Below are 26,657 nucleotides of genomic sequence, written 5' to 3'. Positions count from 1 at the left end.
ATGCTCATATATACCCCTTGTATACACTTACCAATACTTACAAATAAATTGCCATATGTTTAGAAATGTCATATTTATTACAATTGACAACTGTTGTGTAAGGGTGTATCAATAGTTACTAAAGCTTACTAAATTGTGGTGCCAATGGAATTTAAAAAAAGTAATTATGGGTATCCGATGCACCATGTGGTTTTGATTCAGAAAGTGCAGTCGGCGATTACAAATAAGATCCCTTGCTTATATTTAAATGTGGATGGAAACCCTGTTTTATTTCAAGGGTTGGTAGAATACTTCGAATACAATTTTGGTTTAAGCCTTACATGGAAAAGAACAGTTGCTAGAGCCATTGGCATGTTTTATGACTTTTCAATTGCTTCTCAGAAAGCTAACCCCTCTATTGTAAAAAAAAATCGATTTAAGCTATTAAGAGACTTTTCTATATCTGTGGCAGTTGGAACTAATCACGAGCAATCGAATATAGATCCGTTAGGCTTATATTGGCCTCCTAGCGGTGTCCGAGTTGCCAAAAGGTATTTAACCGCTCTCCAAGACTTTATGACATGGGCTGAATTAGAAGGGTATTACGATTCTGCTCTTTTGATCAGTTTTACAGCTCCAACCGATGAAAGCACGATGGTTAAATATTTGTTTGAAGCGAATAAGGCAAAGCAATACTCGATGTTTTCACACTTAATGAAAAAAGAAACTTTAATTAGGAACATTGCTTACAGAGAGAATAAGCGGGTTGTTAAGTTTGGTACTAAGTCAGGTGGTCATTCGTTTGATAAAGCATTTCCTTCCAAGTGGATCCCACTCTTGATTCAGCAGGGTTTTGTTTTGGATGAGGAGACAGGTAAAGAAGACCTGACAGCTAAGATGATAACGGTCATGCTATTGTTCACAGGAATGAGAGAGAGTGAGTTTTGTCACCTTTGGTTTAATGATCTTATTCCTTTACCAAGGGGGGGGCTCAAAGGTTTCCTTAGAGACCCCTCTGACTCTCGCTGTGAAATTATAGGAGAGGAAAGTAAAAGTCGTCGAGAGTATCTTGCTGAAAGGCGATTACTGCCACGCTCGGATGATAAAAATCCGAATTGGTATTATGCTGGCTGGAAAGATTTGAAAGTTGACTCATCTCTTTCTGCTGAGCTTTTCTTTTTACACCAGAGTGCAGAATTATTATTAGGCAGCATGTTTTTTACTTACCTTAATTACAGGGAGTCACTGCTGCAAAGCTACAAAGAGAACAATGATGGTTTAGACCATCCGTTTATGTTTGTTAAACAAAAAGACGAACCTGGTGCGCCATACTCAATTGGCGCATACATAGAAGCATTAAAAAGAGCATATGTAAGGCTCAATAGAAAATACAATCTAAATATAAAGTATGGAAAGAGTTACGGTACAACACCACACGGTTTTCGTCATTGCTTCGCTCGCTTGTTAAAAGAAGCAGGCATCGATGAAAAAGTTATTCAAAACTGCTTGCGACAAAGAAGTATAGCTTCTCAGGAGGCTTATACTGAGCCAACCGCGAAGCTAGTTAGTGAAGAGTTAAATAAGGTTAGAAATGCCAGTGAATTAGTTAATGGCATCGGAATATTTTAAATGGAAAATAATAAATTAGCCTATGAAAAAAATATCTCCTACATAGCAAAAAATTTAGACGTTCAGGGCGACGAGATAGAGCGTGCAATTGATGCTGTTAATGAGTACGCAAATGAGAATTCTGGTGCATACCCATTGACCGATATCTTCAGTGAATTTAATGTCGATACCAGACACGCTTATAAAATAAGCTTGGCCGAGCATTTAAAAAATCAAGCGCCTATCAAAAAGGTTATTAATACTGCAAATGCTATAAACTGTTTATCTAAAAGTCATAATACAAAATTAAGCCATGAAGCAGGGCTGCGCACTTTATCGTGGGTCATTTTAAGGCTGACTCGCCAAACTAGAGTTGAGCGCATTGAGGAAAAGTTACTTACCTCAACCTTGTTGCAGCTTAAGACTCCATCTGGCTCATTTCAAGATAAAGTTCCAACACGATATCAGCAGAGTGCAAGACAATTTGCAAAAGTTCTTAATGAATTACACCCAGCTTCAAAAAGTGGCACTTGTTTCTTAAAGATGATAGCCGTCCCAAGAGGTGTTAGTTGTGCGAGCCATGCTAGAAAACTATCTTATCTTAAATGGGATAACTATTTCGAAGAATATCTTGGGACTCTTTTATTAGCTACTACTAAAAGTCAGCGTTCGGCATTTAAAAAGTTTGTTTATTATTTAGAGCATGTGCAAGCAGGTCAAGAGCCAGAAGTCTATTTGTGCAATCAACCTAGCTACTCATTCTTACAATATTTAGAAGATAATAAAATTAATGGGATAAAAGCTGTTGCAACAATAATGTATGATTTTTGTTCATATATCATACGTGAGAAACTTACCGTCAATGAAGATGGTGAAGACATCGCCTTAGCCAAACAACTTCTATCTAGCTCTGAATATGACAGAGTTATGAGAAATAAAGTTAAACAAGATAAGAGTAAGCCTAAACCAGCCGAAAGCACTAAAGAGGTCATGCCGACAAAGCTTACTATAATGTGCAAAGAAATCTTGATGGAGGATGATTGCAAGTGGCCTAAATCATTGGATTCACAGTATTTTGACTGGTTAAATGAAGATACTGGAAATTACGAGAGAGTCTGGTGCCCGACGCTAACAAACTTGATTTTAATGTTGCTTGAATTACCACTTCGAAAAATTCAAGCTAAATCATTGGATTCAGGGGAAGGGGATGAGTACAAGTATGATGTAACATCACAAGTCTGGGTTGAGAATACAAGTCCACATGCCAATTATTGGTTGAACCATGAAGCTATAGCTCAAAATAGAGGGATTCTACGTAGGATTGAAACGGCAAAGGGAGATTTATTGGTACTCTATATTAATACTAATAAAACACAAGATCGAGAACACGCATTCTCTGAAACTTCTGGCTACGAAATCCCTTGGAATAATATTGCCGTCATTAATATAGTAAAGGAACAACTCGATTGGTTGGAGGTGTACCATCCAGTTGATAAGCCACAAGACTTTGGTTCTTTACCAACTACGGTGTTCGGTAAAAAACCAACAAAATCAGCCCTTGAAATGATTCCTGAAAGATTTTACTTATTTCGTTGCAAGCTCAATAATCCTAACGCACAAGATGGCCCACCTCAAGAGCATATAATTGTCGAATTTTGGAATGAGTTGATGAAAGAATTAGACAAAAGAATAAAAGGCTTAGGTGAAGATTTTAATATTATTACAAAGGAAGTCGTATCTAATAATGCCTATATCTCTCTGTTCACTCCACACGGACTTAGAGTGTCAGGCTTGACTTCGTTTTACAAAGCTGGGGTTCCAATTGAGATTTTGAGTAAGCTTGTTGCCGGACACAAGTCTTTGTTCATGACCTTTTATTATTTGAAACTAAGCAGTGAAGAAATTACTGAAACTCTCACCGAAGCTAGTAAAAAAATTGAAAACAACCAACAAGCTGAGTTTAAAAAGTTCTTACGTTCAGTTGCATATGATGAAGCTTCAAAATATATGCATACACACAAACATTTCCCTAGCGGTAGTTGGAGTTTGGTAACCGAAGGGCTTTGGGAAGTTACAAGCTTAGGTATTTGTCCTAATGCTGGAACTTTATGTAATGAAGGAGGGCCGTTATTGAAAAAAAGCAATAAGGCTAAAAAAGCAGTGTTTGGCCCTGTTGAAGGGGGGGAGGGAAACTGTATTCGTTGTCGTTTTCTGATAACTGGCGAAGCTTTCTTAATCCCATTAATGCTTTATGGAAACAAATTATTAGCCGATGCAAAAAAACTTTCTTTAAAAGAAGAAAAGCATAGGAAGAAGCTTCAAGAGCTATATAACCAAAGGTCAAAAATTGTTAAGCAACGTGGCTTCTCGACTATACCAGACGATTTGAAAGTTGAGATAAATGCCGCAGAACGGTTACTGGAAAAAGTCACTATTGAATTAGATAGCGTATTAAACAATCTTCACCCAACACACACTATTATTGAAAAGATCAAGAAAGGAACTCTTACAGGAACGGAATTAATAGAGAAAAAAGAGGGTGATGAAGATGAGCTTGCATACGAGCATATCTCCAAGTTCAAACAACTAAACTGCCTAGTACAAGCAAGTAGGCTTTACCCTCATGTCGCTGATGATGATCTAGAAAGAGAGCGGGATCAGTTTATTGATAAAGTTCTATTTCAGTTAGGGAAGACTCCAATATCTTTTGCTCCGTTAACTGATGAGGAAAAGCAAAAAGCATCTGACGCTTTTGGAAATTATCTTGTGTCAAAACTGGATGATAATGAACTGACTGCACTTGAATCAAACAAAGCTGTAAGCTTAGATATGCTTGTTTCTAATATCAAATTTAATGAATTGGCAGAACATAGTAGTGATGTATTAACTATAACGACTAAATAGGAGGCTTTTTATGGGTTTAGAAAGAGAGTACCACAAAGAAGAAGAGGTAAATTCATTATATGAGTTGTTAACAGCATCAAGTACTAAAACAGTTAAAGCTAAATTGAATGCTATTCACGAAGTGTGCAAAAAGCTTGTTAGTAGGAAGGTAGATATAACGGTTCCTCGCTTAGTTACGCATTTAACCGAAGCTGGATTGTCAATTAGCGAGCAATCTTTATACAATCCAAAGTCTGGAAAGAAAGACAACCCTTACAAATTGCTATATCTAGCATGGCAATCATTTGCTTCAAACAAATTAGCAATAAAGGTTAAAGCAACTACCGAGTCTAATGCAGGGGTTGCTATAGATGATAAAGATTTGTTAGCAATAGAAAATCCTGTTCTGAGATATAAGATCTCTTTAATGTACGCTGAGCTGAAATCATTGCGAAGACAGAATGACCTCATCAGGCAAGTCAATGAGTTACCTGTAATTGTAAACTCTCATAAACACGCGTTAACTAACAATAACTCTCGCCCTACTTTATTGGAATATAACCAGGAATTGATTGGTGAGTTTATTAAAGGTTCGTCGGAGTTAGGCTTTGACGAGAGCGGAAGATTGTTTTCAAAGAGAGCAATATCTAGAAATACAGTACTATCAGCCGATGACTTTCGTGATGCTTTAATAGAAGCTATTGACGGGTAAGGAGAGCGCATGAAGCAGTTCATGATTGATTTAAGTAACTGCAAGACGAAGATCACTACAACCAGGTATGCTAAATGAGCTAAGAAGGTAGAATAGGAGTGTGTTGTACCAGCAGAGAACTTTGGCCTTATATTTAGTGAATAGCTATTAGCTTCATTAGCAAACTTTACCAACTTGATAAAACGAACTTCTCACCAAAGATAACTATATAGGCAAAGCGATACGCTACACACTGAATCAATGGGAAAAGGTCATTCGCATATTGATACTGGAGCGTTGGGGATCGGTAATAATATTACCGATCCGATATCCACCCATTTATCCTTTTACATCCTCATATTTTCTGTTATATTTCTTGACGTATTGATATACAAGATTAATTTATATGGATATTTTCTGCTAACTAAGCGGAATTATACAAGGATTGTGTAAGTTTCCTCCTGCCTCGATCTTTTTAAAATCCAACTTATCTACTTATGATTTGAATCTAAGTTAGTCTAAATTTAATAGTTACTAGCTTATAGATTTATTTCAAGTATCAAGTAAGAATTGAATTTGTTATTAATATGCTGTGGTACTAGAAGTACCGTATATATTTTATAAATTAAAGGAAATAATTATGAGAGAATTAAAATCAAACGAAATTCAACATGTTTCAGGTGGCGTATTTGTTGGTCTATTTGAAGGGAGTGAATTACTACCGAAAATGCTAGACAGTAGATCAAGCTCAAATGGAAATGCGCCAACCTTTAATGAAGTAGCAGACAAAGCAGTGAAAGTCTGCGGCGAAGGGAAAGTAAAGGAAGTCAGCTGGGAGGGCAGTAAAGCCAATGCTGTAAATGCTGAAGGAGAGGGTGAAGTTGGGCTTGGAGGAACAAGGGTTAAAGGCGGTGGTGCAAGATCAACCAGTTCTGGTGGTAAAGCAGGTTTTAAATGTAAGTAATTATTAGCTAATAATGTGGGTGTTGCTATCAAAAGTGATTAATGTTTGAGCTTCCCAAACTCGTAAATAACATTAACTTCGATAGTAGCACTCAAAATTGTTTTAGATTTTTTAAATCTTCAATTGATAATTTTTTATTATCCGGAGTATGGCTAGAGCCTATATCACTAAATGAAAAATAAACTGTTCTTATTATTATCTGCAATACTAGTCGCCTGCTCTACGAACTCAACTATAAATAAAAAAACAAACACACCATGTGAGATAAGTAAAATATTGTATCAAGAAAATAAGCAGCATGAATTTTTAAACTCCTTAGTGTATTGCTTTGATCATAAAGGGATTACTAATCAAGATTATTACGATTTATTTTTCATGTTACTTAGTGCTACGAGTGTCGTTGAAGGAACACCACAAGCTATTCAAACTTTTAAGAAGATAAAAAAAACAGTTACAACTACAGCACCACTACAAATAAAAAAAACATTTCTAAAACAAGTGGTAAAAAAAGTAGATGCTAACCTAATAGGTGTACCCTTTTCTCAAAATATTACAGGTCACTCTTTAGCAGGTTGGGTGAGGGTTTTAGATGAAAAAACAGGAAAATATGAATTTACTCAGGCTTTGCTTGCAAGAATAGAAATAGACAACCAATTACATGGAATTAATATAGATACGGGCTCTAATGCAAATATATTTCCTAGTTCACTGTTTTTAGATAATCAGGTAATTATAACTAATAGTATTGTCAGTGATGTACACAAAAAATCAACTTATGCTCAAAAAGGCTTTGTGAAAAACGTTAATTTTTTCGGTTTAACAGATTACAACCTCCTTGCTACATTTATTAACTCTTCTCCTAAAGAATACCCAATATTGGGACTTAATTTTTTAATGAAGTTTAGCAACTTTTGCATCGACACTCATGGACTCTCATTAAATGTAGAAAAATGCTCTTCAATTAAGACATGGCAACCAATGCAATTATCACCAAAATTAGCGTTAATTTTGGAAGTCCAATTAAATGGAGAGCCATCCAAATTACTTATTGACACCGGCTCTTCTTCGAACCTCATCAATCGCCGCCACTTAAGTTACAATCAATTGAAAGCACTCAATGACGTTGAAGTGTCGCTTCAAACAATTAAAGGCGCTAATAGCATCTCTGATTTATCCATACAATCAACCCATTATCAATTATCTTTTTCAAACGATATATATCACACAGAGTTTGAAATAGTACATGATAGTGAAATTGCTATGAGAGGGAATTATCATGGATTACTTGGATTAGAGTTTTTTGATAGCTTTGAATCTATAATGTTTGATTTTAAAAACATGAGACTAGGATTAGGAAAACGTAAAACTAAATCCTTTTCTAAAAATTAAACAATGACACTATTTCGTTCCGAAGTTCTTACCAATAAAGCAGATAATTTATTCGGTAAGGCCTATCTTAAAATCCCAATTTCTTATAGCTTGTTTACTGTTTTTTTAGTATTCGTTACTTTTGCAATCCTTTCAATGCTCTATTTCAGCAACTACTCTCGTAAAGAAACGGTTATTGGTGTGTTAGTACCCGACAAAGGACTCATCCGTATCACAGCACCTAGAGCAGCAAATATCCATACATTACCTGTTAGCTCAGAAGAAAGTGTGAATTTAGGTCAGCACTTATTAACGCTAACCAGCCAAACGCAATTAGCAACGGGTCAAGGGTTAACCGAACAACAAATTGCATTATTGAACACACAAATTAAGTCATTAACGGAGCAACTCAATAGCGAACAACAATTATCTAAAGAGCGTCAATTAAGGCAAAAAGAAGCCATTGGTGAAGAAAACAATAAAATTTGGCAACTGAGTAGTCAGTTAACTGTCAGCCGTGAGTTGGTCGTGTTAAAACAACAACAATTTAACCGCGCAACTAAATTAGCTCAAAATGGACATCTCACCAACTCTGAAAAAAACAATAGTTATCAAGAGTTTTTATTACAAAAGCAAAGCCACGAAGAAATTAAACGTCAGCTAATGCAGCAAAAAAGTAATGTCGCACAAATGAAGCACGAAGCAAAGACGCTTCCATTTTTATTAGAAAAAAAACTAGCCTCACTGAACAATCAAATAACAACGCAACGTTCACAGCTATTACAAATGCGCTCTCAAGGGGCTGAATTAATAAAATCTCCAATCAAAGGAAATATATCAAGCATCCTAGTGAATCAGGGAGAGCAAGTTACTGCCAGACAATTATTAATGACACTGATACCTGAAAACTCCTTATTAGAAGCTGAACTATACATTCCAAGCAGAGCTTCTGGCTTTATCCAAAAGGGGCAACAAGTACGCCTTCGTTATCAAGCATTCCCTTACCAGCGCTACGGAATATTTAGTGGCCAAGTTATCAACATTAGTAAAACAATCTTTTCCCCAAACGAGCTTAACGTATCAGTCCCTCTAAATGAAGCCGTTTACAAAGTAAAAGTCGCTTTAGCGAACCATACTATTGAAGCGTTTGGTGAAAACCATTCACTGCAACCAGGTATGCAATTAGAAGCTGATATTGTGCTTGATACTATGTCGTTATTCGATTGGTTAATGATGCCTATTTATGCAGTCAAAGGAACGTGGTAATGACTAATATTTTATCATTGATTAAGTTTTCAAATACCAATCGATTAACTCTGTTGTTGCAAACTGAGTCAGCTGAATGTGGTTTGGCATGTCTAGGTATGGTGGCTGGATTTCACGGTTACAAAACAGATTTAATCACTTTACGTCGTCGCTTTAGCCTTTCTCTAAAAGGGGCAACTTTAGAACAAATTATTAATATTTCAGACCAAATTGGCTTCAGCTGTCGTCCATTACGCCTTGAACTCGATGAATTAAACCAATTACAAACACCTGCTATTTTGCATTGGGAGTTAAACCATTTCGTGGTGTTAAAAAAAGTTACTAAAGGTCATATTTGGATTTTAGACCCTTCTCGAGGTGAACGTAAAATTTCAATAACAGAAGCGTCGAAATATTTTACTGGTATCGCATTGGAGCTCATACCAAGTGAAGGCTTCACTAAAAAAATAGAACAGTCCACCATGCCATTAACAACTTTCTGGAAGAAAGTGAGTGGTTTGAAAAAAGTATTAATACAGGTTTTTTTCTTATCTTTTTTACTACAGCTATTTGCGTTAGCAAGTCCTTTCTTTATGCAGGTGGTGATGGATGACATTATTATTAGCCAAGATTTAGATTTATTACTCGTTATCTCTGGTGGGTTCCTATTATTGGCAATAATTAGTCAAGCTACGAGTACATTAAGATCGTTAGTATTAATTCATTTAGGGAACCAGTTATCAGTACAAATGACGAGCAGCCTCTTTCGCCATTTACTTAGTTTACCGTTAAAGTTTTTTGAAAGTAGACATCTTGGTGACATAGTATCCCGCTTTGGCTCACTCAGTAATATTCAATCTCTATTAACCACTGAATTAATAGGTGCTGTTTTAGACGGCATTATGGTAATCACCACATTAGCATTAATGTTTATATATTTACCCTTTCTTGCGTGGTTTGTTATAGGTGTTGTGGCTATTTACGCCACTATTAGGATAATCACATTTGCTCCTTTTCGCCGACTCAGTGAAGAAAGTATTATTGCTAATGCCAAAGAAGATTCCAATTTCATGGAAACGATACGGGCTATTCAAGGTATAAAAATATTTGGCAAGGAAATTCAGCGACAAACGCTTTGGCACAATCATTATGCCGAGGCTGTGAATACAGGTATAAGAACAGCAAAGCTTAGTTTAGTCATTGAAGTCATCTATAGCTTATTATTTGCCGTTGAGAATATTGTTGTTATTTATATTGGCGCAACTTCTGTCATCAATGGTGAGATAAGTATTGGCATGCTGTTAGCGTTCATTGCTTACAAAGGTCAATTTACTAGTAAAGCTTCTGCTTTAATAGATGCAGCCGTTAGTTATAAAATGTTAGGTCTTCATCTGAGCCGTGTTGCTGATATAGCAATGACCGAACCAGAGTCAGGCTTAAAAAATGACAATGCAGAGTCACCGTTAATTGGGCCGTTAACCCTTAAAGATATCTCTTTTCGTTATGATGATGGGCAACCTTTTTTATTTGAAAATCTTAATTTCTCATTCCCTCAAGGCCAATCAATCGCTATTATTGGCCCTTCTGGCGAGGGAAAAACCACACTATTAAAAATAATGTTAGGTTTATTTAAACCTAATTCAGGAGATATTTTAGACCATGGTATTTCCATCGCTCACGGCGGTTTACGAAACTATAGAAGCCAAGTAGCAGCAGTTATGCAAGACGATCAATTATTATCAGGCTCATTAACCGATAATATTAGCTTTTTTGATCCGCAAGTTGATCATCAACTTGTTGAGGCGTCGGCAAAACTGGCAGCAATTCATGACGATATCATGCTTATGCCCATGGCCTATCATAGCTTAGTTGGTGACATGGGGACTAGTTTATCTGGTGGTCAAAAACAACGCTTGCTACTGGCAAGAGCGCTCTATAAACAACCGAAAATTTTGTTTCTAGATGAAGCTACAAGCCATCTTGACGTTAAGCTTGAGACCGCAGTTAACAATGCAATTAGACAACTCAATATTACTCGCATCATTATAGCCCATAGGCCAGAAACAATTCGTAGTGCTGATAGAATTGTGCGACTCAAAAACAAAAAATTATCAGAAGTATATTTAAAGTCGCGACAAAAAAGTAATACAAGCTAAACATATTAAACATGGGATATTCAAACAACCCAATTATTCTATGAGTAACTGTCTTCATCAACCCGAATGCTCAAATAAACGTAAACGCGCAACTAACCAGTTACGCCTAGTCTGACTTGTAATCTAGCTGCATACTCCACGGTATGAGTGCTGTTAAGTCTGAGTTTGGACTTAGTTATTTACTGGTAACAGACTATCGTTTTTTCTAGCTCAGACTTGATCTGACAGTTACCCATTTTATAATGTGTGACGCACTCACACATATATTTTTGTATTACATTTCAGTTCCTTACTGAGGTGGTGGTTGCGCAGGTTATTCACAGGCTAATACGTTACCAACGTGAGCTCCTTGTTATTCTTAGATAGAACTTCTCGCTGTGTTTACTATATAATAAACGTTATCAACCCCCTATTAATTGAGGGGAATATTCTTGCTCAAAAGTACTTGAGTCAATTAGATAAGCTTCTTTAATATTTTTTCTAAGAAGAGAGCGCAATTGAGAAGCTCTAGCTTTTCTTTAGCTATCTCATATGGTTTTGAACTATTGTCTAAATGAGAAGTTAACTCATCGATACTCTTATTTACCTCCTCTGTATAGCCTAAAGCTTCCTTCAATTGAAGCTTTTTATAGTCAGGTACTTAGATTTTACAAGTTGAGCGATACGGAACTTTAAAAGCATCTTTTCTATAATAGTTTCTTCTGAGTTGGCCCAATTATCACTTTCACTTTTTCAAAGTAAAATCGATGTCTAGTTTTTTCGTAATAAATAGTTCCAACAATCTTGTCATTTAAAGAGTCTAAATAGTATTTATTCGTTTCACTTATTTTTGATGCCATTTAATTTTATGGCCGATAAGTAAAGCTGAGTTCAATGTCTCTACTACTTTCTCGCTGCACTCTTTCTCTGGGTACCGCTCATTTCTAATATGTCGTGTCAACTCATAAAACGCCAGCAACATATCAACAGTGAGAGTCTTCTCTTTATTGTGTATTTCTTTCGCTGCTTTTTCTAACTGCTAAAATAACATAAACTTTCCTTAGCTAATTACTTTAAGCAACTGTATTACCATACAAGCTGTGTTGAAATAAACATAAGACTTACTTTTATACTAGATTTAATTCTTTTGGATCTTATTTAGTTAATTAGGGGCAAACACCTACCATTTTTACTCATTCAAATACAACTCCGCCATGTCATCTAACTTTGCCTTAACTTCTTTCCAATTAGGCATCACTTGCGTTAGCAAGCGCCAGAACTTGTCGCTGTGATTATGTTCAGCGATGTGGCAAAGCTCGTGCAAAATCACGTAATCAATGCATTCTTTTGGGGCTTTTACAAGGTGAGGGTTGAGCATCAAGTTACCCTTAGTTGAGCAGCTTCCCCATTGTTTAGTCATCGCCATTATTCGAAAGCGCGGTAAGCCTGTTACCCATGATGCTTTAGGCAGCATAGCTTGTAGTCTTTCATGAAAAATAGCTTCTGCTTTTCGTGCATACCAACGGTCTAAAAGTGCCTTAATCTTAACCGCCCGATCATCATAATCCTTTTTGAAAGTAACAGTTAGTTTGCCTCGGTGAAGCTTCACATTTGGTACTTGTTCAGCGTCAATAATCACCTTTAAAACATAGCGTCTACCAAGATAAAACTGGGTTTCGCCGCTAACGTATTTCCGTGGCATTACATACTCATGTTGAGCTGAAAACTCACAAATGCTTTCCCAGATCCATCGAGCACGCTTTAGCATAGCCTCTCGAATTGAATCATCTGTCGCGTCATGCGGTACAGTTGCAACGACACGTTGGTCAGGGTGCACTTTAATGGTGACTTTTCGTGCCTTTGGCTTGGCATCATTTTTTTCAAAGGTACGGCGGATGATGTCATAGTTAATAACCTCATCACCGTACATGAACACGCCTTGCTCTTGTGTTGTTTTTTTAATTTCACTCATTTAAAACAGAAGCTTCAGTATCATTGACGAGAAAGCCCTAATCGCGTGATGTTCAGCACTTCTTCAATTAGCTTTTGTGCATTATCAATACCAAAATCAGCAAATAGCATAGGTAGTAGTTTTACGCTAATAGCGTTTTCAATTTCACTTGGGTTAATTGAAAACTCTGCTACTGCGGTCTTAACTACTTCGTCAATGTCGAAGGCATATTTCACAAGTTTATCTTCATTAATATCACTGCCAGTGTGAGCGTCTTTTTCGAATAATTGTTTAAACAACCCGAAATAAGCCTGCGAATGTTTGTTTAGCTTGCCGTCAGCATCAACAAATGCGCTCGACATACCTTCAACTTTGCGCTCTTTAACATCTTGCTCAAAGTCGGCAAATAGCATGTATTGCTTCACGGGCGCATCAAACATGGCCTTGGTTTCATCTATCGCTTTTTTGAGCAAATTTGAGAAATACTCTTGTGCATACGGATCATCAGCCAAATCTTGTTCGATCATTTTAGTGATTCGACCTGTGATCTTATCCGTTTGGTTTCGAGCTTCATCGTCAGTTAGATCTTCAGGCTTAACATCTTTGCCTAAATTTCCTACTAGGTATGCACCGTCAGGCTCTTTTACTTCAATGCCTGCAATATGCTTATCTAACAACTGACGCACGTCTTCAGCATATTCGTCATAGTCTACGGTTTCATTAGCGTCTTCACGTACCTGCTTACGCAAGTTAACAAACATTTTCAGTGTTTCTTTGTAGTGGTCGCGTTTGTTATCAAAGCTTTTATCATCGAAGAAAGTCGCCGATTGCAAAGCTACTTTCATACAATTAGAAAAGGCTGTTAACGCAGCATAAAACTCGTCACGCTTTTTAAGGTTTTTATCTAAAAGTTGACCTTGAATATCCTCAATTTTGGGGGCAAGTGCTTGACGTAATACGGCATGATCTTTTTTATTAGCAACACCATAAAAAATAGCCCACAGATCGTTGTACAAACCAGGTAGCTTTTTATATTCGGTATCCATTCGGTTATACAAACCTTTAAGATCATCAATATCAAAGCCATTTTGATTACGCTCAGCAAGTTCTTGATACTTCTCAATCGTCATATCAAGCTCTTTTAAGATTCCTCGATAATCAATTAAGTAGCCGAATTGCTTCTTACTGTGTAAGCGGTTTACACGAGCAATAGCCTGTATCAAGTTGTGCTCTTTTAACGGTTTGTCGATATACAGCACGGTATTCTTAGGCTCATCAAACCCAGTAAGAAGCTTATCTACAACAATCATGATGTCGGGGCCATCATCTCGACCATAATCTTTGATTATTGCCTTGGTATATTCTTTTTCGTCTTGCCCATAAGTTTCGGCAACATTGTTCTTCCACCAGTTTTGAACAATATCTTTACTTTCTTGATCAACAGCCTCGTGTCCCTCACGCGTATCAGGAGGAGACATTGCAACAACGGATGTAACTTTACCTATTTTATCTAAAAGCTCCTTATAGCGAATTGCAGAGGCTTTAGAATCACATGCTAGCTGGCCTTTTAAACCTTGCTGCTTAAAGTTTTGGAAATGATCAGAAATATCATGTGCAATTAGCTCAATTCGGCCTTCTGTTTGATAGATTTGACCTTTCTGAGAAAATTTCTTCTTTAAATCAGTTCTTTGTTTTTCCGTGAGCTTTTCGGTAATGCGATCAAACCAGGCATCAATGGCTTTGTCATTCACGTTAAGATCTGCAATACGTTCTTCATAAAGGAGAGGCGTTACCGTCTTATCTTCAACCGCTTGCTGCATAGTATACGAGTGGATAATCGAGCCGAATTTGTTTTCAGTTTTATCGTCTTTTAATAACGGCGTACCAGTGAAAGCAATAAACGCTGCCTTAGGTAAAGTTTGCAACATTCGAATGTTGTTTTCACCGTTTTGGCTTCGGTGGCCTTCATCAACCAAAACCAAAATATTCGGGCTATTGTTATAGCATTCGTCATATTTAATCGCTGAACCAAACTTATTAATGATTGAGAAGATGACTCGCTCATTACCTTTACCAATTTGTTCTGCTAAGCGTTTGCCTGATGTTGCCATTGCATCTTTTTTATCGCGCTCGGTGAGTACACCACCGGAGGCAAAAGTGCGGCTTAACTGATCTTCAAGATCAACTCGGTCAGTGACAATAATCACGCGGCATTGTGAAAGTTCTCGCAACCAGATCAGTGCTTTTGATAAGAACACCATAGTAAAAGACTTGCCGCTTCCTGTTGTATGCCAAATTACACCACCGTTGCGTGCATCTGGGCGTTCGCCTGTTTCATCAAAGCTGGTAATGCGTTCTATCAATGCTTTAATACCAAATACCTGTTGATAACGCGCTACAATCTTGCCAGCTTTTTGATCGAACAAAGTGTATAAACGGGCCATCTCAAGAAGACGGTCTGGCCTCAATAAACTAATAATTAGTCTGTCTTGATCTGTTACAGCGAGGTCGCCTCCTGCCAATAGAGATAAATATTCGTCTTTAGCAGCGGCTGGACGGTGATTGAAAATAGCATCTAGCTGTTCGGTGCTTAAGCCTGCATTTTTTAACCGAATAAATTCGGCTTCAATGATTTCTTCTTCCTTCCATTTAGCCCAAAACTTTTCAGGGGTGCCGCAGGTGGCGTACAAACCATCATGTCCATTCACTGCGAGCAATAATTGGCTGTAGGCAAAAAGGTGTGGTATTTCTTTTTGGCCTTGGTTACGGATCTGTTGTGAAACCGCTTCGCTTAACGTTGATTTTCCTTCAGTTGAAGAATCAGGCCGTTTCGCCTCAATCACTACCCAAGGCAAGCCATTAACAAAGCACACGATATCAGGAATACGGTTTCCCGTGCCTTCACTGTTTTGCACCACCATTTCTTCAGTAAAATGGAAAAAGTTATTTGAAGGTGTTTGCCAATCAATAAGCTGAATAGTTGGCGATGCTTTTTTACCATCAATAAATTCAGTTACTCCAACACCATACATCATGGCGTTGTAGAGCTTTTCATTTGCGCCTTTTAAGCCTTCATTCATTGCAGGGCTTAGGTCATGCATGATTTTATCAATGGCAGCATCTGATAGCTTATGGTCTTCACCTGCAAACGGGAACGTTTGTTTTCTTAAAAAATCGCGCATAACAGACACCAACATCGCTTGGCTTGTTGATTTTCCTGCAACTGGGTTACCCCTTACTTCCTCACAACCAGTAGGTGGGGTGAACGAGTAACCAAGTTTACTTAGTAGGGTGAGTGCTGGAATTTTTGAGCTAAACTCTTCTTTAAAATTAGCTATAAGGGCTGTCATTCATTAGCCCCCTTGCTTTGGTTTTGGCTAAGTTCGCAGATATAACCAAGTAACTCTGCATAATTGAATGCCGCATAAAATACAGCAGTAGCTAAAACAAGCCACAGTGTAAGTGGAACTTTATCTCTGATAAATCCAAACTTTCGATATTCCTCAATCCAACTTGTTTGTTGTTCCCAAAAGAATTTGTAGTGAGCAAACCAGGTAGCAAACATGATATGTTGCGACGCACAGTTGTTGTTATAGTCGCTCTCAATCGATCTTAATCTATTCGAGAACTCTGTAAGTTCACCAGTTGAACCTTTCACTTCGTTTACCAAATGTTTTAGGTCATTAAATAAGTTTGTTAGCGTCACGCCTTTTTCTTGATAGTCATTTTTGTCAGCATTTCGAAGGCTGACATAGAGACCAATGATACCCAAGGCTAATAACGTGCTAGAGATAAACTTTGTCGATAGCCCATCATAAGCTAATGCATAAATACCAAACGTCATTGAAATAACACTGATTATGCCTGGTATTTTTTCAATCATTTCATAGCTGGCAAAATGAAGTTTCGCTGTATAGCCCACGTTGTATCCAGTTTCAGCAATGTGTTTTAATAAATCATTCTTTTCCATAGTTTCCTCACTGAATAGGTACATTAAGTCTATCTTTGGCTACAACCACTCCATTTTGAATGGCGAAGCATTCAACTATATGTTCACCTTTAAATGTGGTCGTTTCTCTTCTTTTTCTGAATCCATCATCTCTAAATATTTGCCCTCGGACACAATCTCTTCGCTCCGCTTCAGCGCCTCGGTTTAATATTTTCCATTTAATGATGTATTCGCCAGGAACATTAATCTGGTCAACCATAAAATCTAACCTTTTATTGGCTAACAAAGGAATGCGACTTGCGAGCATTTGGGTAAGAAAATTTGATCTAAAGCCGTTTTGTGATACTTCGCATTCAATTTTAAGAGAGTATCGAATATCGATTGGGTATAAGTCTTCAATGAACTCCTCAGTATTTTTGAAGGCTCTGAGAGACTTACTTTTTTGTACTGTTTGAGATGCTGGAAAGTTCCTACCAAAAACTTTTTTCCACTTTTTATTAGCAGAGTCTTGTTCACCAGCTTTTATCGCATCAAGGCATAACTCATAAGCATCTTGGGCTGCGCTCTGGAATTCTTCTTTGACTTTTACTTGTTGACGGCTGCCTAGTGCGAGGTAGTAATCCTTTTCAGGCTCATCTGCTAAATATTTGAAGAAATCTCGGCACATCCAATCATAATAGGTATAACTTTTATCATCGTAATCAGTAGTCGAGTTGAGGAAGTTGTGAGCAAGGGTGTCTATTAATAAGCCGCCCATGCCGACACCATGTTTGTTTTTCCACGCTCTCGCCATCTTACAAAGCTTGCGCAAATTTTTATTTTTTTGAGCGACAAAATCCTTCATAGCATCGATTTCTTCGCGAGGCTTAGTGATCTTCCAACTTCCGCCATTATATGTGTCGGGGTACTTGAAGCTTCCGTCGTCTTTTTCAAAAACAGGCTGAACCTCGACCATAAAGTTAGTATAGATAACTTGAACAACTAATCGGTCAACCTTTACCTCAGTGTTTGGGTATCGGGCTTTGATAGCGTCTTTGGTGTCTTTCAAAAGTTTTGACTGGTCGTTTTTATAATCATCCCACTTTGTACTTGGCATGATATAAAGCATGTCCAAATCAGAAATGCCCTTAATACCTGTCCACCGACCATATGAGCCAACTTGCAGCGTATTAGCCGTTTTAGATTCAGTATCTCTAAACTTTTTATTTAACGAACTGGTAATTTCTCCATACCTTAAGCTGATGGTTGAGGCATTATCAACTTGTAGGTTGCTAAGAAAATCTTTGAACATTTCTGATATTGTCATTTGTATCCTTACTTCTTAACTGTTTGGTTGGGAAAAATCTTGCCGTGTCTACCATTAGTGGCTTTTCTATTGGTCATAATGCAACCTCATCTTCTTCAACTTTTACTCTGCTCTTGCCAGTTAACACCTGCTGCATTAACGCTTTTTTCTCTTGTTTGAAGTCAGCAAGTTGTTGTTCTAGAAACTCTATTTCTTTATCGGCACTTGTTAAGACAGCAGCTATTTTTTGTTGCTCGATCAAAGGCGGTAACGTGAAGTGAGCTTTATTAATACCTCCCACAGATAATCCAAAGCGGGTTGCTCCTGTAGCTAAGGTAAAAAAGTAATATCTTGTTTTAGGCATTGAAAATAAGTAATTTAGAAATGTTCCTTCTACCTTGTCTTCTTGTGGACGGATTATTGCTAGATGGTAGCCACAGACAACACCATTTAAGTCTTCACTGACTAGAGCTGGAACAGCTATATCTCCGGGAGTTTCAGAGTCTTTCGTTACGATGACATCGTTAACTTGTAAAGTGAACTTATCAATCTCTGTCTGCTTAGCAGTGGCTTTCATGAAATCCAGTGACTTAGTAATTCTAGTGTTGTAATAAACATCCGTGTAGTTGCATAACTCAACGGGTATCTCACCTTCAACAGTCTTTTTATCTACAGGACTAACAATTATCTTTGCTACGTCATGTAGATACAAATCTTCCCACTCACCCTCAAACGGTTTACCTGAATCATCGAGCAGGCGCTTTTGACCAGTTAGCAATTGTTGCATAAGGGCTTTTTTCTGCTGTTTGCTGTTGTCGATTAGGCACTCAGTGGTGTTAATCGCTTTATCCCAAGTTGATAGGATTTTAGCTATTTTGCGCTGTTCTAATATTGGGGGAGTATTAATCATTAACTCACCACAATCAGGCACTCTCATATGAGCTACTGTTCCGCCATTACTGAAGTCATCAATTTGTTTTTGACAATACGCACTAGTCAATGAATAGAACAAAAAACGATTATCAGCTCTTTCAGGATGAGAACGATACATCATTGTTCTTTGACCAAGAAAAACCCCCTCTGAATTTTCTAAGATTCCAGCTTCTCCAACAGGAGCTTCACGAGTAAAGATAATATCTCCATCTTTTGGTGCTCCACGGCGAATCCATTGTTTGTAAATATCCTCTTCTACATATCTAACGTTTTCGATATCTACGCGTCCGTTTCTCACATTAGTCGTTCGTATCATCTTAAAAGGAGTGACATAATCAACATGCTTAGCTGTTTTATTTACACAATCAATAATTGACTCGCACAACTCTTTGATTGGCTTTCTTTCCCAACCACTAGGCACCATAACCCAACTCCTTTAAGTAACCTTCCATTTCAGCTTCAAGTGTTTGTAGCTCATCCTGAAGTTGAACACGTTCTTTACGCACAGCTAATAAATCAATTTCAGCTTCCTCTTCAAATGTATCGACATAGCGAGGAATATTTAGGTTGAGGTCGTTCTCTTTAATTTCATCAAGACTTGCTAAATAAGCGTATTTATCAACTGTTTCACGCGCTTTGTAGGTATCGATAATCTTTTGGATATTATCTTCTGTTAGCTGGTTTTGGTTTTTGCGAGACTTGAATTCACGACTAGCGTCAATAAACAATACGTTTTTGTCTGTTTTGTGCTTTTTAAATATCAAGATAGCGGCTGGAATACCCGTGCCAAAGAACAACTTTTCTGGTAGGCCAATTACCGCATCGAGTAGGTTTTCTTCAATAAGTTGTTGACGGATTTTGCCTTCGCTCGATGCTCTAAATAACACACCATGTGGCACTACCACGCCCATGCGACCCGTTTCTGGCTTGAGCGTTTCAATCATGTGGCTGATAAACGCATAGTCACCTTTGGTTTTAGGTGGCACACCACGGCGGAAACGACCAAACTCGTCATTAGACGCACCTTCAAAACCCCATTTATCCAGTGAGAAAGGAGGGTTTGCAGTAACAATATCGAAGTGAAGTAAGCCAGTACCTTCTTTGTCTAAAAGCATAGGGTGGCGAATGGTGTCGCCCCATTCAATACGGTGGTTATCTTCACCATGAAGGAACATGTTCATTTTAGCGAGTGCCCAGGTAGAGCCAATGGCTTCTTGCCCGTATAGTGCGTACTTTTTAGAACCAGAGTTCTTACGTACCATAGCGCCACACTTCATTAAGAGTGATCCTGAACCACACGCTGGGTCACAGATTTCATCACCTTCTTTAGGCTGTAAAATTGCTGCTAGTAGGTCTGATACTTCAGGTGGTGTATAGAATTCACCTGCTGACTTACCACTGCCAGCGGCAAAGTGCTTGATTAGGTATTCGTAGGCGTTACCAATAATATCAACTGAGCCAACACGACTAGGACGTAAGTTAAGAATGTCTTTACCAAAGTCTTCTAGCAAGTGACGTAGAATGTCGTTCTTTTGTTTTTCTTGGCCTAGTTTATCAGTGTTAAAACTAATATCTTGGAACACATTTTTTAACTTAGTGCCGTTCGCTTCTTCAATGGCATGTAGTGCTTGGTCGATACGCTGCCCGTTACCTGCTTCATGACGTTTCTCGTATAGATCCCAAAAACTGGCATCTGTTGGTAATACAAAGCGTTGCTTTGCCATCATTGCGTGAATTAGTTCAGGGTTGTCTCCATATTGCTCTACAAGCTTGTCGTATTCATCTTGGTATACATCAGATATATACTTTAAGAACAACATGGTTAAGATGAAATCTTTATAAATAGAAGGGTCTACCGTGCCTCTAAAGGTATCGCAGGCAGCCCATACCGCCTTATTAATTTCGTCTTGGTTTATTTGTGTCGTCGTCATCTTTTAAGTCCTTAATTTAAATTCTGTCTAGCTCTGATTTTCAGAGTCTAATAATTCTTTAGCGATGCCTTGCATCTGTTTTGCTCTGTTCTCAATTAGAGCACTTAGCATGCGTTTTTCTTGTTTAACTTTGTTATCAAACCCAACGATAGCGTGCTGCTTTTCGAGAGTTGGAATAACAAGAGGTGTTGCTTCTAATACAGCTCGTCTAATACTTGTTTGAGCGCTACCTTCTGCGGAGTTTGCAAAGTACCGCTGGGCACTATCTTGGTTTAGCTGCCAGGCTACAAATTCAGGTAATACTGACTTATCAGTTACTTGAATCAAAAAATAATGTGGTGCGCAAACCGTTGGTTTATCAATCTCGCCAACACAACCTGCTAGGTTACGCCCACCACGAGCCGCAAACAGCACATCGCCTTTTTGTAACCAGTCAGGTGTTTTACGCCCTGTAATATTTGTGCGAATGAGTTGATGCCACTGTATGATCCCGTCGTTATCAATATCCCTGATCTGCACCGCATAAGCGTTTCCTTCCGTGTCTTCAGGTATCTTTCCCCTAAAAGGGTGGCCTGCTTTCACAATCGCAATTTCAGATAAAGTTTTATTCATTCTTAACTGCACCATATAAATGATGCAATCAAGGTAGCAAGGGATGATTATTTAGTCAATGTTTACTTTGCATCTTTTTAATGGTGCAAAGTAACTCTGTGTTTAGCAAGGATTGAAAACTTTATGGATACAGCTTTAACTTATTGATTTATTAACTTTACCATCAATTACTGAGGGCTTTAGTGATTGTTTAAGTAATCACCACTTGATGATTCACGGCTCATTTTAGTGGTATATCAAAACTCAAAGTATGAGGACAACATTTAGATGTGAATTTTAGTCATTGCAGAAAAGTTATTTTATTTTTACGCCATTAACTTCTGGAAGTATTTCTGAAAGTGGGCATTCAAGTGCTGCGGCTAACGCATAGACTTTAGCAAGTGTGATTTTATAAGAACCGCTTTCTATTTTACTTAAGTAACTTCTATCGAGGTTAGCTTTACCGCAAAGCTCCTCTTGTTTCATGCCTATTTTAGCTCTGGCTGCTTTTAAATTTCTTCCAAATTGAATAGCTAAATCATTATCAAAATTTTCGTCACTCACTTGTGGTTTCCTTCAGGTAAAAGGATATATGTTCCCACGTTGTTAACTGTAAATGTATAGAGTATACTCCACGCCGTGTTGCGTATACTCCTCATTTTGTGGTGTATACTCTAATTTTAAGTGCTTGAATTGGATTAGTTAATGGATAGCTCAACTTTTAATCAGATAATAGTTTTAAAAAACATAGATTATTTCTCGGCTGTTGAGATTAGAACTGCTTATCTTTCAATTGAAAGGGATGAGGGGTTAGATCCTGCTTCCGTGCGGCGTTTTGTATATGAAGAGCTTTTAAAATTAGTTAAAAGAGGTTGGTTAAAAAAGAGAACATCAGTTAAGAAAGGGGTTACTCGTTATATAAAAACTGAACAATTTAATCATGATTATCTAAAAGATTTAACTAGATCTAAAGAGGTTATAAATTTAAGCGATGCCGATGAGTCAAACTATTTTAAAACGTTAGCTAACCGCTTGAATCAGTATAATTCTGAGCTTCTTGAGGGTTTAGGTGCTGTTAATGAATATATTGCACTTAAAGATATTTACCCTGAAAGATATGCCGCATTAAAGCAACGTTACATGGCAGTGCAAGAAAACAATCATATTCTAAAAGGAAAGATTTCAGTCTTAAACGAACTCATTAAATCAACAAAAGAGAACTAATAAATGAAACTAAGAAATTGGCAGTCAGAGTGCATTCATTCTGCAATTTCTAAATACAAATTACATAAGCACTTTTTAGCCCTTGCTACGCCTGGTGCTGGCAAAACAGTGATGGCCTCAGTATTAGCTAAATTACTGTATGACCAAGGTGATATTGATCTTGTACTTTGCTTTTCACCTTCTTCAATCGTAGCGCACGATTTTAATGAAGCATTAAGTGAACAATTTGAAGCGCATTTTGACGGCACTATTGGCGCATTGGGCAATTCATTTACCTACCAGGCATTGAACACACTTGATAACAAGGTATGGCGCTTATTTGAAAAATATCGAGTGTTTGTGATCTTCGATGAGATCCATCACTGTGCAGGTTCAAATATAAAAGATGCTAACGCTTGGGGTAAGCCGCTCATAACAACGATTAAAGAAAAAGCGGCTTACACAATCGCATTAACTGGCACGCCGTGGCGCTCTGATGCGCTACCTATAGCACTTGCTGAATACTGTAATGAGTCAGGGCAAATACAATGTGATTATGTATATGGGTTAAAACAAGCGATTAGCGATAATGTATGTCGCATACCGCAAGTAGTCGCACTAGATAATGATCAGATTACAGTTATTGAGGGTGATGATACGAGTCACTTCACAAGCTTTATAGACCTGCTATCACAATCAATTGTTCCTTATTCTGAAATTGTGACTAACACAAGCGTGATAGAGAAACTATTAACCCACTCAGGTCATAAGCTAAATAAGCTTCGCAGCATTAATAAGGAAGCGGGAGGGTTAATCGTTGCCTCATCTATTGCTCATGCTTGGAAAATACAGCTGATTTTGAAGCAGACTATTGGAGAAAGTGCTGTTGTTGTCACGAGTGATGAAGGCAACGGAAATGATCTTATTAGATCTTTTAGATATAACCAAGATAAGTGGATCATCAGTGTTGGAATGATATCAGAAGGTACTAACATTCCGCGCCTTCAGGTGTGTTGTTATCTTTCAAACGTGAAAACAGAGATGTATTTCCGCCAAGTATTAGGACGTATATTGCGCGTTACTCAAGGGGCAAGTCAGCGAGCATTTCTATTTATGCCTGCTGAGCCAAACCTTGTTGAATATGCTTATCGTGTGGCTCAAGACATCCCTGATAGTTTACCCAAAGTAAAGTTCGCTCAAATGGGCGAAGGCTTTACGGCCGAAGTTACTACAGAAATGAGTGAGAATAATATTATTAGCGATAGCCCTATAGTAGCTTCTTTCGGTAAACCGATTATCAAATCAGTAAATGTAAGCCACGATACTAGTACAATCCGGAGGGTTACAAATAACACAACAGAGGATGTACTTACACTAGCAGCCGACAAACTTATGAGAATTGTCGGCCGTTTTAACCATAAAACTTTTGAAATTGATGGCTTTGATCAACTGCTGATCTCTAAAAGATCAATGGACAAACTAAATCAATATGATAGAGAGAGTTTTTAATTATGACATTTGAAAGTAAAAGTCTAGCTAGGCTTATTCATGAAGTTAACGCCACTGGTAATGAATTCAAAGCTGGTTGCGAAGTTGAGCAAGTAGATCATTATATTGGTATTTGTAACTCTATAAACTCAGATAAATATATATGCACAGTTAAGCATTGGCAATGGTGGGATTTAGACATCGAAGGCGACCAGAAGGAATTATTTGGTAAGACAGGGCAATCCCAGTGTGTAATTAAAGCAGATTATGTAATTGACGACCAATTAGGTCGATTTAACGAGGGGGATTGGGTACGTACTTCGCTACTGCAAACCTTCCATGAGAACTGCATTTTCGAAACGGCAAACACTTTCTATTTGTTAGTAGGTAAGGGGACAAGAAGAAAGATCGATGCAGGTTTAGCTGGCGCTTTATTTTAAATAAAATATCAAAACTTATCTTGCTCTAGACTAAATATATAGTCTAGAACAACTAAGGTTTTAATGAATTCTTTTCTGAAAGACAAACTGACTATTATAAGTACTGGTTGAAAGGCAGCTACACAAAATTATTTATAGGCTCAAATTAGCTAACCACTTGATATAAAGTGAATACACTTTATACATTAACCAAACTCGCCTTGCGTTTAATGGCTTGGCTTGACCACCGCTGGCACTATTTACTATAAAAGGAAGGGCTTCGGGCTTGTCCAACACCCGAATAAGGTGTCGGCTGCGCGACACCTATTCTTGTTTGTTATTACCTGTGCTACCTGCTAAGTAAAATCATGTGCATACGTGGCTTTTTTAGCTGCTCAATGAGTACAGGGAACAACGAACTTACCAGCTCTTTTCTGACTTCGTATCTTTCGTTGAACCAGTCGATTTCCTCTAAATCCAAATGTGATTCGTCAATCTCTAAAAGTGTTGTTTTAAATCCACCTGACGGTAATTTAGTTAAACTTTGTACTGTTTCATAGAAATCTTCGACGCTACCCGGAATGTCTAAAAGTATTGCATTCTTATCTTCTGAGTACCAAAGGCTTTTGGGATAACGAGTGATGAGGTAACTTTCGAGACCTATCGTTGCATCAAATTGGTCTCTACGTTCAACTGGTAACTCTATTTTAAATAAATTATACGGACTGTTATTAGACATAGTTGCTCCTTTTACCAAGTCATTTTTTTATCGTAGGGTATAACAGATACTATGCCGCCATAGTAATCACACTCGCCGATTTAACAAATAATATATTACTAGTCAGATAGTTAGACTTGTATTTTTTATGCTTTGGTTCAAATGTTGAATGTTACTGTGCGGTCATAGTAACACTTATTTTATCGCGGTTTTGGTAGGTAAACGCGAGTTTTATCATTCGTTACCAGCGTCAGCTTTTGGCCGTCAGCGGCCTCCTGATTAAACTGACCCGTAACTGTACGGCCCAACCACCCTTCATTAACCTCTTCATTACTTACCAAATGATAAAGCATACGGTTTATTCCAAACCAACTAGCTATTTACAATACATCTCTAAAAAAACTCTCTACCATACACCACAAAAGGTCATCAGAAATTTACCCAGCAATTGAGCTACATAAACGTAACTGCTAAAGCATATCTAATGAAACCTAGCCTGATTCAGGCATGAGTTCTTCATCAGTTTTTAACAAATTGCACAATAGAGTTTTACCACCGCGGATTTTTTTACTTTTAAACTGAAAGCGACAGCTCTTATTTCTTCCTATTTATACAGGGGTGTGACTCACTAACACTGCTTAAATTTACTTTTTTAATTAGGGGTTGCAAATTCTTTTGTTAATCTTTTATTGTTTTGGCGTAAGTGTCTTACGTTAGGGGAGTAAATTAGTGTGAGGTTTCACAGCGCTCTTCAAGCGGTATGTTTGATTTGGTGTAAACTATTTAAGCGTTCAACAAGTTAAAAAATGAGACGTTATTAGTAAATATGTATAAACAAAATTATCCACAATTACTATTGAATAAATACTTTATAGTATAACGTAAAGTATAATTTTGAAATTAGTTCAAATAGTTTAAAGAACGTTCCATCTAAATAAACCGAACACTTACAGTAGGCCGCCAATTGTGGAAATTGGGAAGCCCTTAAAGAAACTAAAAAAACCTATAAAGAAGAGGAGATACTTAAAAAGTCGATTAAGGTTTTATAAAAGGGAAATGGTGGGTCTACTCAGACTTGAACTGAGACTCTACCGATTATGAGTCGGGTGCATTAACCAGTTATGCTATAGACCCACTTAGATTTGATATATCAACTTAGGATTAATCAAACAAATGGAGAAAAATAGAAAATATTCTATCAATCTTTTCTGCTTTAGTAAGTAACTAACAAACTTTGGTAAGTCTACCAAACCTGTAAGCCTTATAAAAGCTTTACTTTTCTTACTTTCGTAAGTTTTACCCCTATAAAGATGCTC

Annotated in this window: 20 protein-coding genes and 1 tRNA gene; 10 read left to right on the top strand and 11 right to left on the bottom strand. The window is 37.6% G+C overall.

Features of this window, described 5'->3' with window-relative positions:
- Window positions 1–144: 144 nt before the first annotated feature.
- The 7 genes from gmtY to Q8W26_RS16740 all read left to right on the top strand — a co-directional run bounded on the left by gmtY (window position 145) and on the right by Q8W26_RS16740 (window position 10,894).
- Entirely contained in the window at window positions 145–1,608 is a 1,464-nt protein-coding gene (gene gmtY, locus Q8W26_RS16770) for a gamma-mobile-trio recombinase GmtY (RefSeq protein ID WP_305473811.1), read from the top strand.
- Window positions 1,609–4,491, top strand: coding sequence for a VPA1269 family protein (locus Q8W26_RS16765; RefSeq protein WP_305473810.1), 2,883 nt, complete (start codon window positions 1,609–1,611; stop codon window positions 4,489–4,491).
- 10 nt (window positions 4,492–4,501) lie between these two features.
- Window positions 4,502–5,182, top strand: coding sequence for a gamma-mobile-trio protein GmtX (gmtX, locus tag Q8W26_RS16760; RefSeq protein WP_305473809.1), 681 nt, complete (start codon window positions 4,502–4,504; stop codon window positions 5,180–5,182).
- A gap of 619 nt (window positions 5,183–5,801) precedes the next feature.
- Window positions 5,802–6,125, top strand: coding sequence for a hypothetical protein (locus tag Q8W26_RS16755; protein WP_305473808.1), 324 nt, complete (start codon window positions 5,802–5,804; stop codon window positions 6,123–6,125).
- A gap of 171 nt (window positions 6,126–6,296) precedes the next feature.
- On the top strand, window positions 6,297–7,514 hold the full coding sequence (locus tag Q8W26_RS16750; RefSeq protein ID WP_305473807.1) for an aspartyl protease family protein: 1,218 nt from the start codon (window positions 6,297–6,299) through the stop codon (window positions 7,512–7,514).
- A gap of 3 nt (window positions 7,515–7,517) precedes the next feature.
- Window positions 7,518–8,759, top strand: coding sequence for an HlyD family secretion protein (locus Q8W26_RS16745; RefSeq protein ID WP_305473806.1), 1,242 nt, complete (start codon window positions 7,518–7,520; stop codon window positions 8,757–8,759).
- On the top strand, window positions 8,759–10,894 hold the full coding sequence (locus tag Q8W26_RS16740; protein ID WP_305473805.1) for a peptidase domain-containing ABC transporter: 2,136 nt from the start codon (window positions 8,759–8,761) through the stop codon (window positions 10,892–10,894). Before Q8W26_RS16745 ends, Q8W26_RS16740 begins: the two co-directional genes overlap by 1 nt.
- 1,168 nt (window positions 10,895–12,062) lie before the next feature.
- Here the strand turns inward: Q8W26_RS16740 and Q8W26_RS16735 are convergent.
- The 8 genes from Q8W26_RS16735 to Q8W26_RS16700 form a co-directional block, all read right to left on the bottom strand.
- The gene (locus Q8W26_RS16735; protein WP_305473804.1) at window positions 12,063–12,845 is read right to left on the bottom strand and encodes a M48 family metallopeptidase; all 783 of its coding nucleotides are present in this window, start codon (window positions 12,843–12,845) and stop codon (window positions 12,063–12,065) included.
- Between the two features lie 20 nt (window positions 12,846–12,865).
- Complete coding sequence (locus tag Q8W26_RS16730) at window positions 12,866–16,174, bottom strand: type I restriction endonuclease subunit R (RefSeq protein ID WP_305473803.1); 3,309 nt, start codon at window positions 16,172–16,174, stop codon at window positions 12,866–12,868.
- Window positions 16,171–16,794: an SLATT domain-containing protein gene (locus Q8W26_RS16725; protein ID WP_305473802.1), complete on the bottom strand. Its 624-nt coding sequence runs from the start codon at window positions 16,792–16,794 to the stop codon at window positions 16,171–16,173. The genes Q8W26_RS16730 and Q8W26_RS16725 overlap by 4 nt, the downstream gene beginning before the upstream one ends.
- A 7-nt stretch (window positions 16,795–16,801) precedes the next feature.
- Complete coding sequence (locus tag Q8W26_RS16720; RefSeq protein ID WP_305473801.1) at window positions 16,802–18,079, bottom strand: nucleotidyltransferase; 1,278 nt, start codon at window positions 18,077–18,079, stop codon at window positions 16,802–16,804.
- A 73-nt stretch (window positions 18,080–18,152) separates the two neighbouring features.
- The gene (locus Q8W26_RS16715; RefSeq protein WP_305473800.1) at window positions 18,153–19,415 is read right to left on the bottom strand and encodes a restriction endonuclease subunit S; all 1,263 of its coding nucleotides are present in this window, start codon (window positions 19,413–19,415) and stop codon (window positions 18,153–18,155) included.
- Window positions 19,405–20,922 (bottom strand): type I restriction-modification system subunit M, encoded by a 1,518-nt coding sequence (locus Q8W26_RS16710; RefSeq protein WP_305473798.1) that lies wholly within the window; start codon window positions 20,920–20,922, stop codon window positions 19,405–19,407. The genes Q8W26_RS16715 and Q8W26_RS16710 overlap by 11 nt, the downstream gene beginning before the upstream one ends.
- Before the next feature lie 27 nt (window positions 20,923–20,949).
- Window positions 20,950–21,534 (bottom strand): restriction endonuclease subunit S, encoded by a 585-nt coding sequence (locus tag Q8W26_RS16705; protein WP_305473796.1) that lies wholly within the window; start codon window positions 21,532–21,534, stop codon window positions 20,950–20,952.
- 294 nt (window positions 21,535–21,828) lie between these two features.
- Window positions 21,829–22,077 (bottom strand): helix-turn-helix domain-containing protein, encoded by a 249-nt coding sequence (locus Q8W26_RS16700; RefSeq protein WP_305473795.1) that lies wholly within the window; start codon window positions 22,075–22,077, stop codon window positions 21,829–21,831.
- A gap of 141 nt (window positions 22,078–22,218) precedes the next feature.
- Between Q8W26_RS16700 and Q8W26_RS16695 the strand changes: the two genes are divergently transcribed.
- From Q8W26_RS16695 to Q8W26_RS16685, 3 genes are read left to right on the top strand one after another with little or no spacing between them, the layout of a single operon-like run.
- The gene (locus Q8W26_RS16695; protein ID WP_305473794.1) at window positions 22,219–22,737 is read left to right on the top strand and encodes a hypothetical protein; all 519 of its coding nucleotides are present in this window, start codon (window positions 22,219–22,221) and stop codon (window positions 22,735–22,737) included.
- A 3-nt stretch (window positions 22,738–22,740) separates the two neighbouring features.
- Window positions 22,741–24,225 carry a DEAD/DEAH box helicase gene (locus Q8W26_RS16690; protein WP_305473793.1) on the top strand — a complete coding sequence of 495 codons (1,485 nt, stop codon included), beginning with the start codon at window positions 22,741–22,743 and terminating at the stop codon, window positions 24,223–24,225.
- 2 nt (window positions 24,226–24,227) lie between these two features.
- Window positions 24,228–24,644, top strand: coding sequence for a hypothetical protein (locus Q8W26_RS16685; protein WP_305473792.1), 417 nt, complete (start codon window positions 24,228–24,230; stop codon window positions 24,642–24,644).
- Window positions 24,645–24,972: 328 nt separating this feature from the next.
- Here Q8W26_RS16685 and Q8W26_RS16680 read toward each other — a convergent pair whose 3' ends face one another.
- From Q8W26_RS16680 to Q8W26_RS16670, 3 genes are all read right to left on the bottom strand, one after another.
- Window positions 24,973–25,362, bottom strand: a complete 390-nt coding sequence (locus tag Q8W26_RS16680; protein ID WP_305473791.1) for a hypothetical protein — start codon at window positions 25,360–25,362, stop codon at window positions 24,973–24,975.
- A gap of 179 nt (window positions 25,363–25,541) precedes the next feature.
- Complete coding sequence (locus tag Q8W26_RS16675; RefSeq protein ID WP_305473790.1) at window positions 25,542–25,694, bottom strand: hypothetical protein; 153 nt, start codon at window positions 25,692–25,694, stop codon at window positions 25,542–25,544.
- A 704-nt stretch (window positions 25,695–26,398) separates the two neighbouring features.
- A tRNA-Ile gene (locus tag Q8W26_RS16670) sits at window positions 26,399–26,475 on the bottom strand.
- Between the last annotated feature and the right edge of the window lie 182 nt (window positions 26,476–26,657).

Source organism: Psychrobium sp. 1_MG-2023, from assembly GCF_030689115.1.
GTDB lineage: Bacteria > Pseudomonadota > Gammaproteobacteria > Enterobacterales > Psychrobiaceae > Psychrobium.
This window is presented reverse-complemented; position numbering and strand designations above follow the sequence as displayed.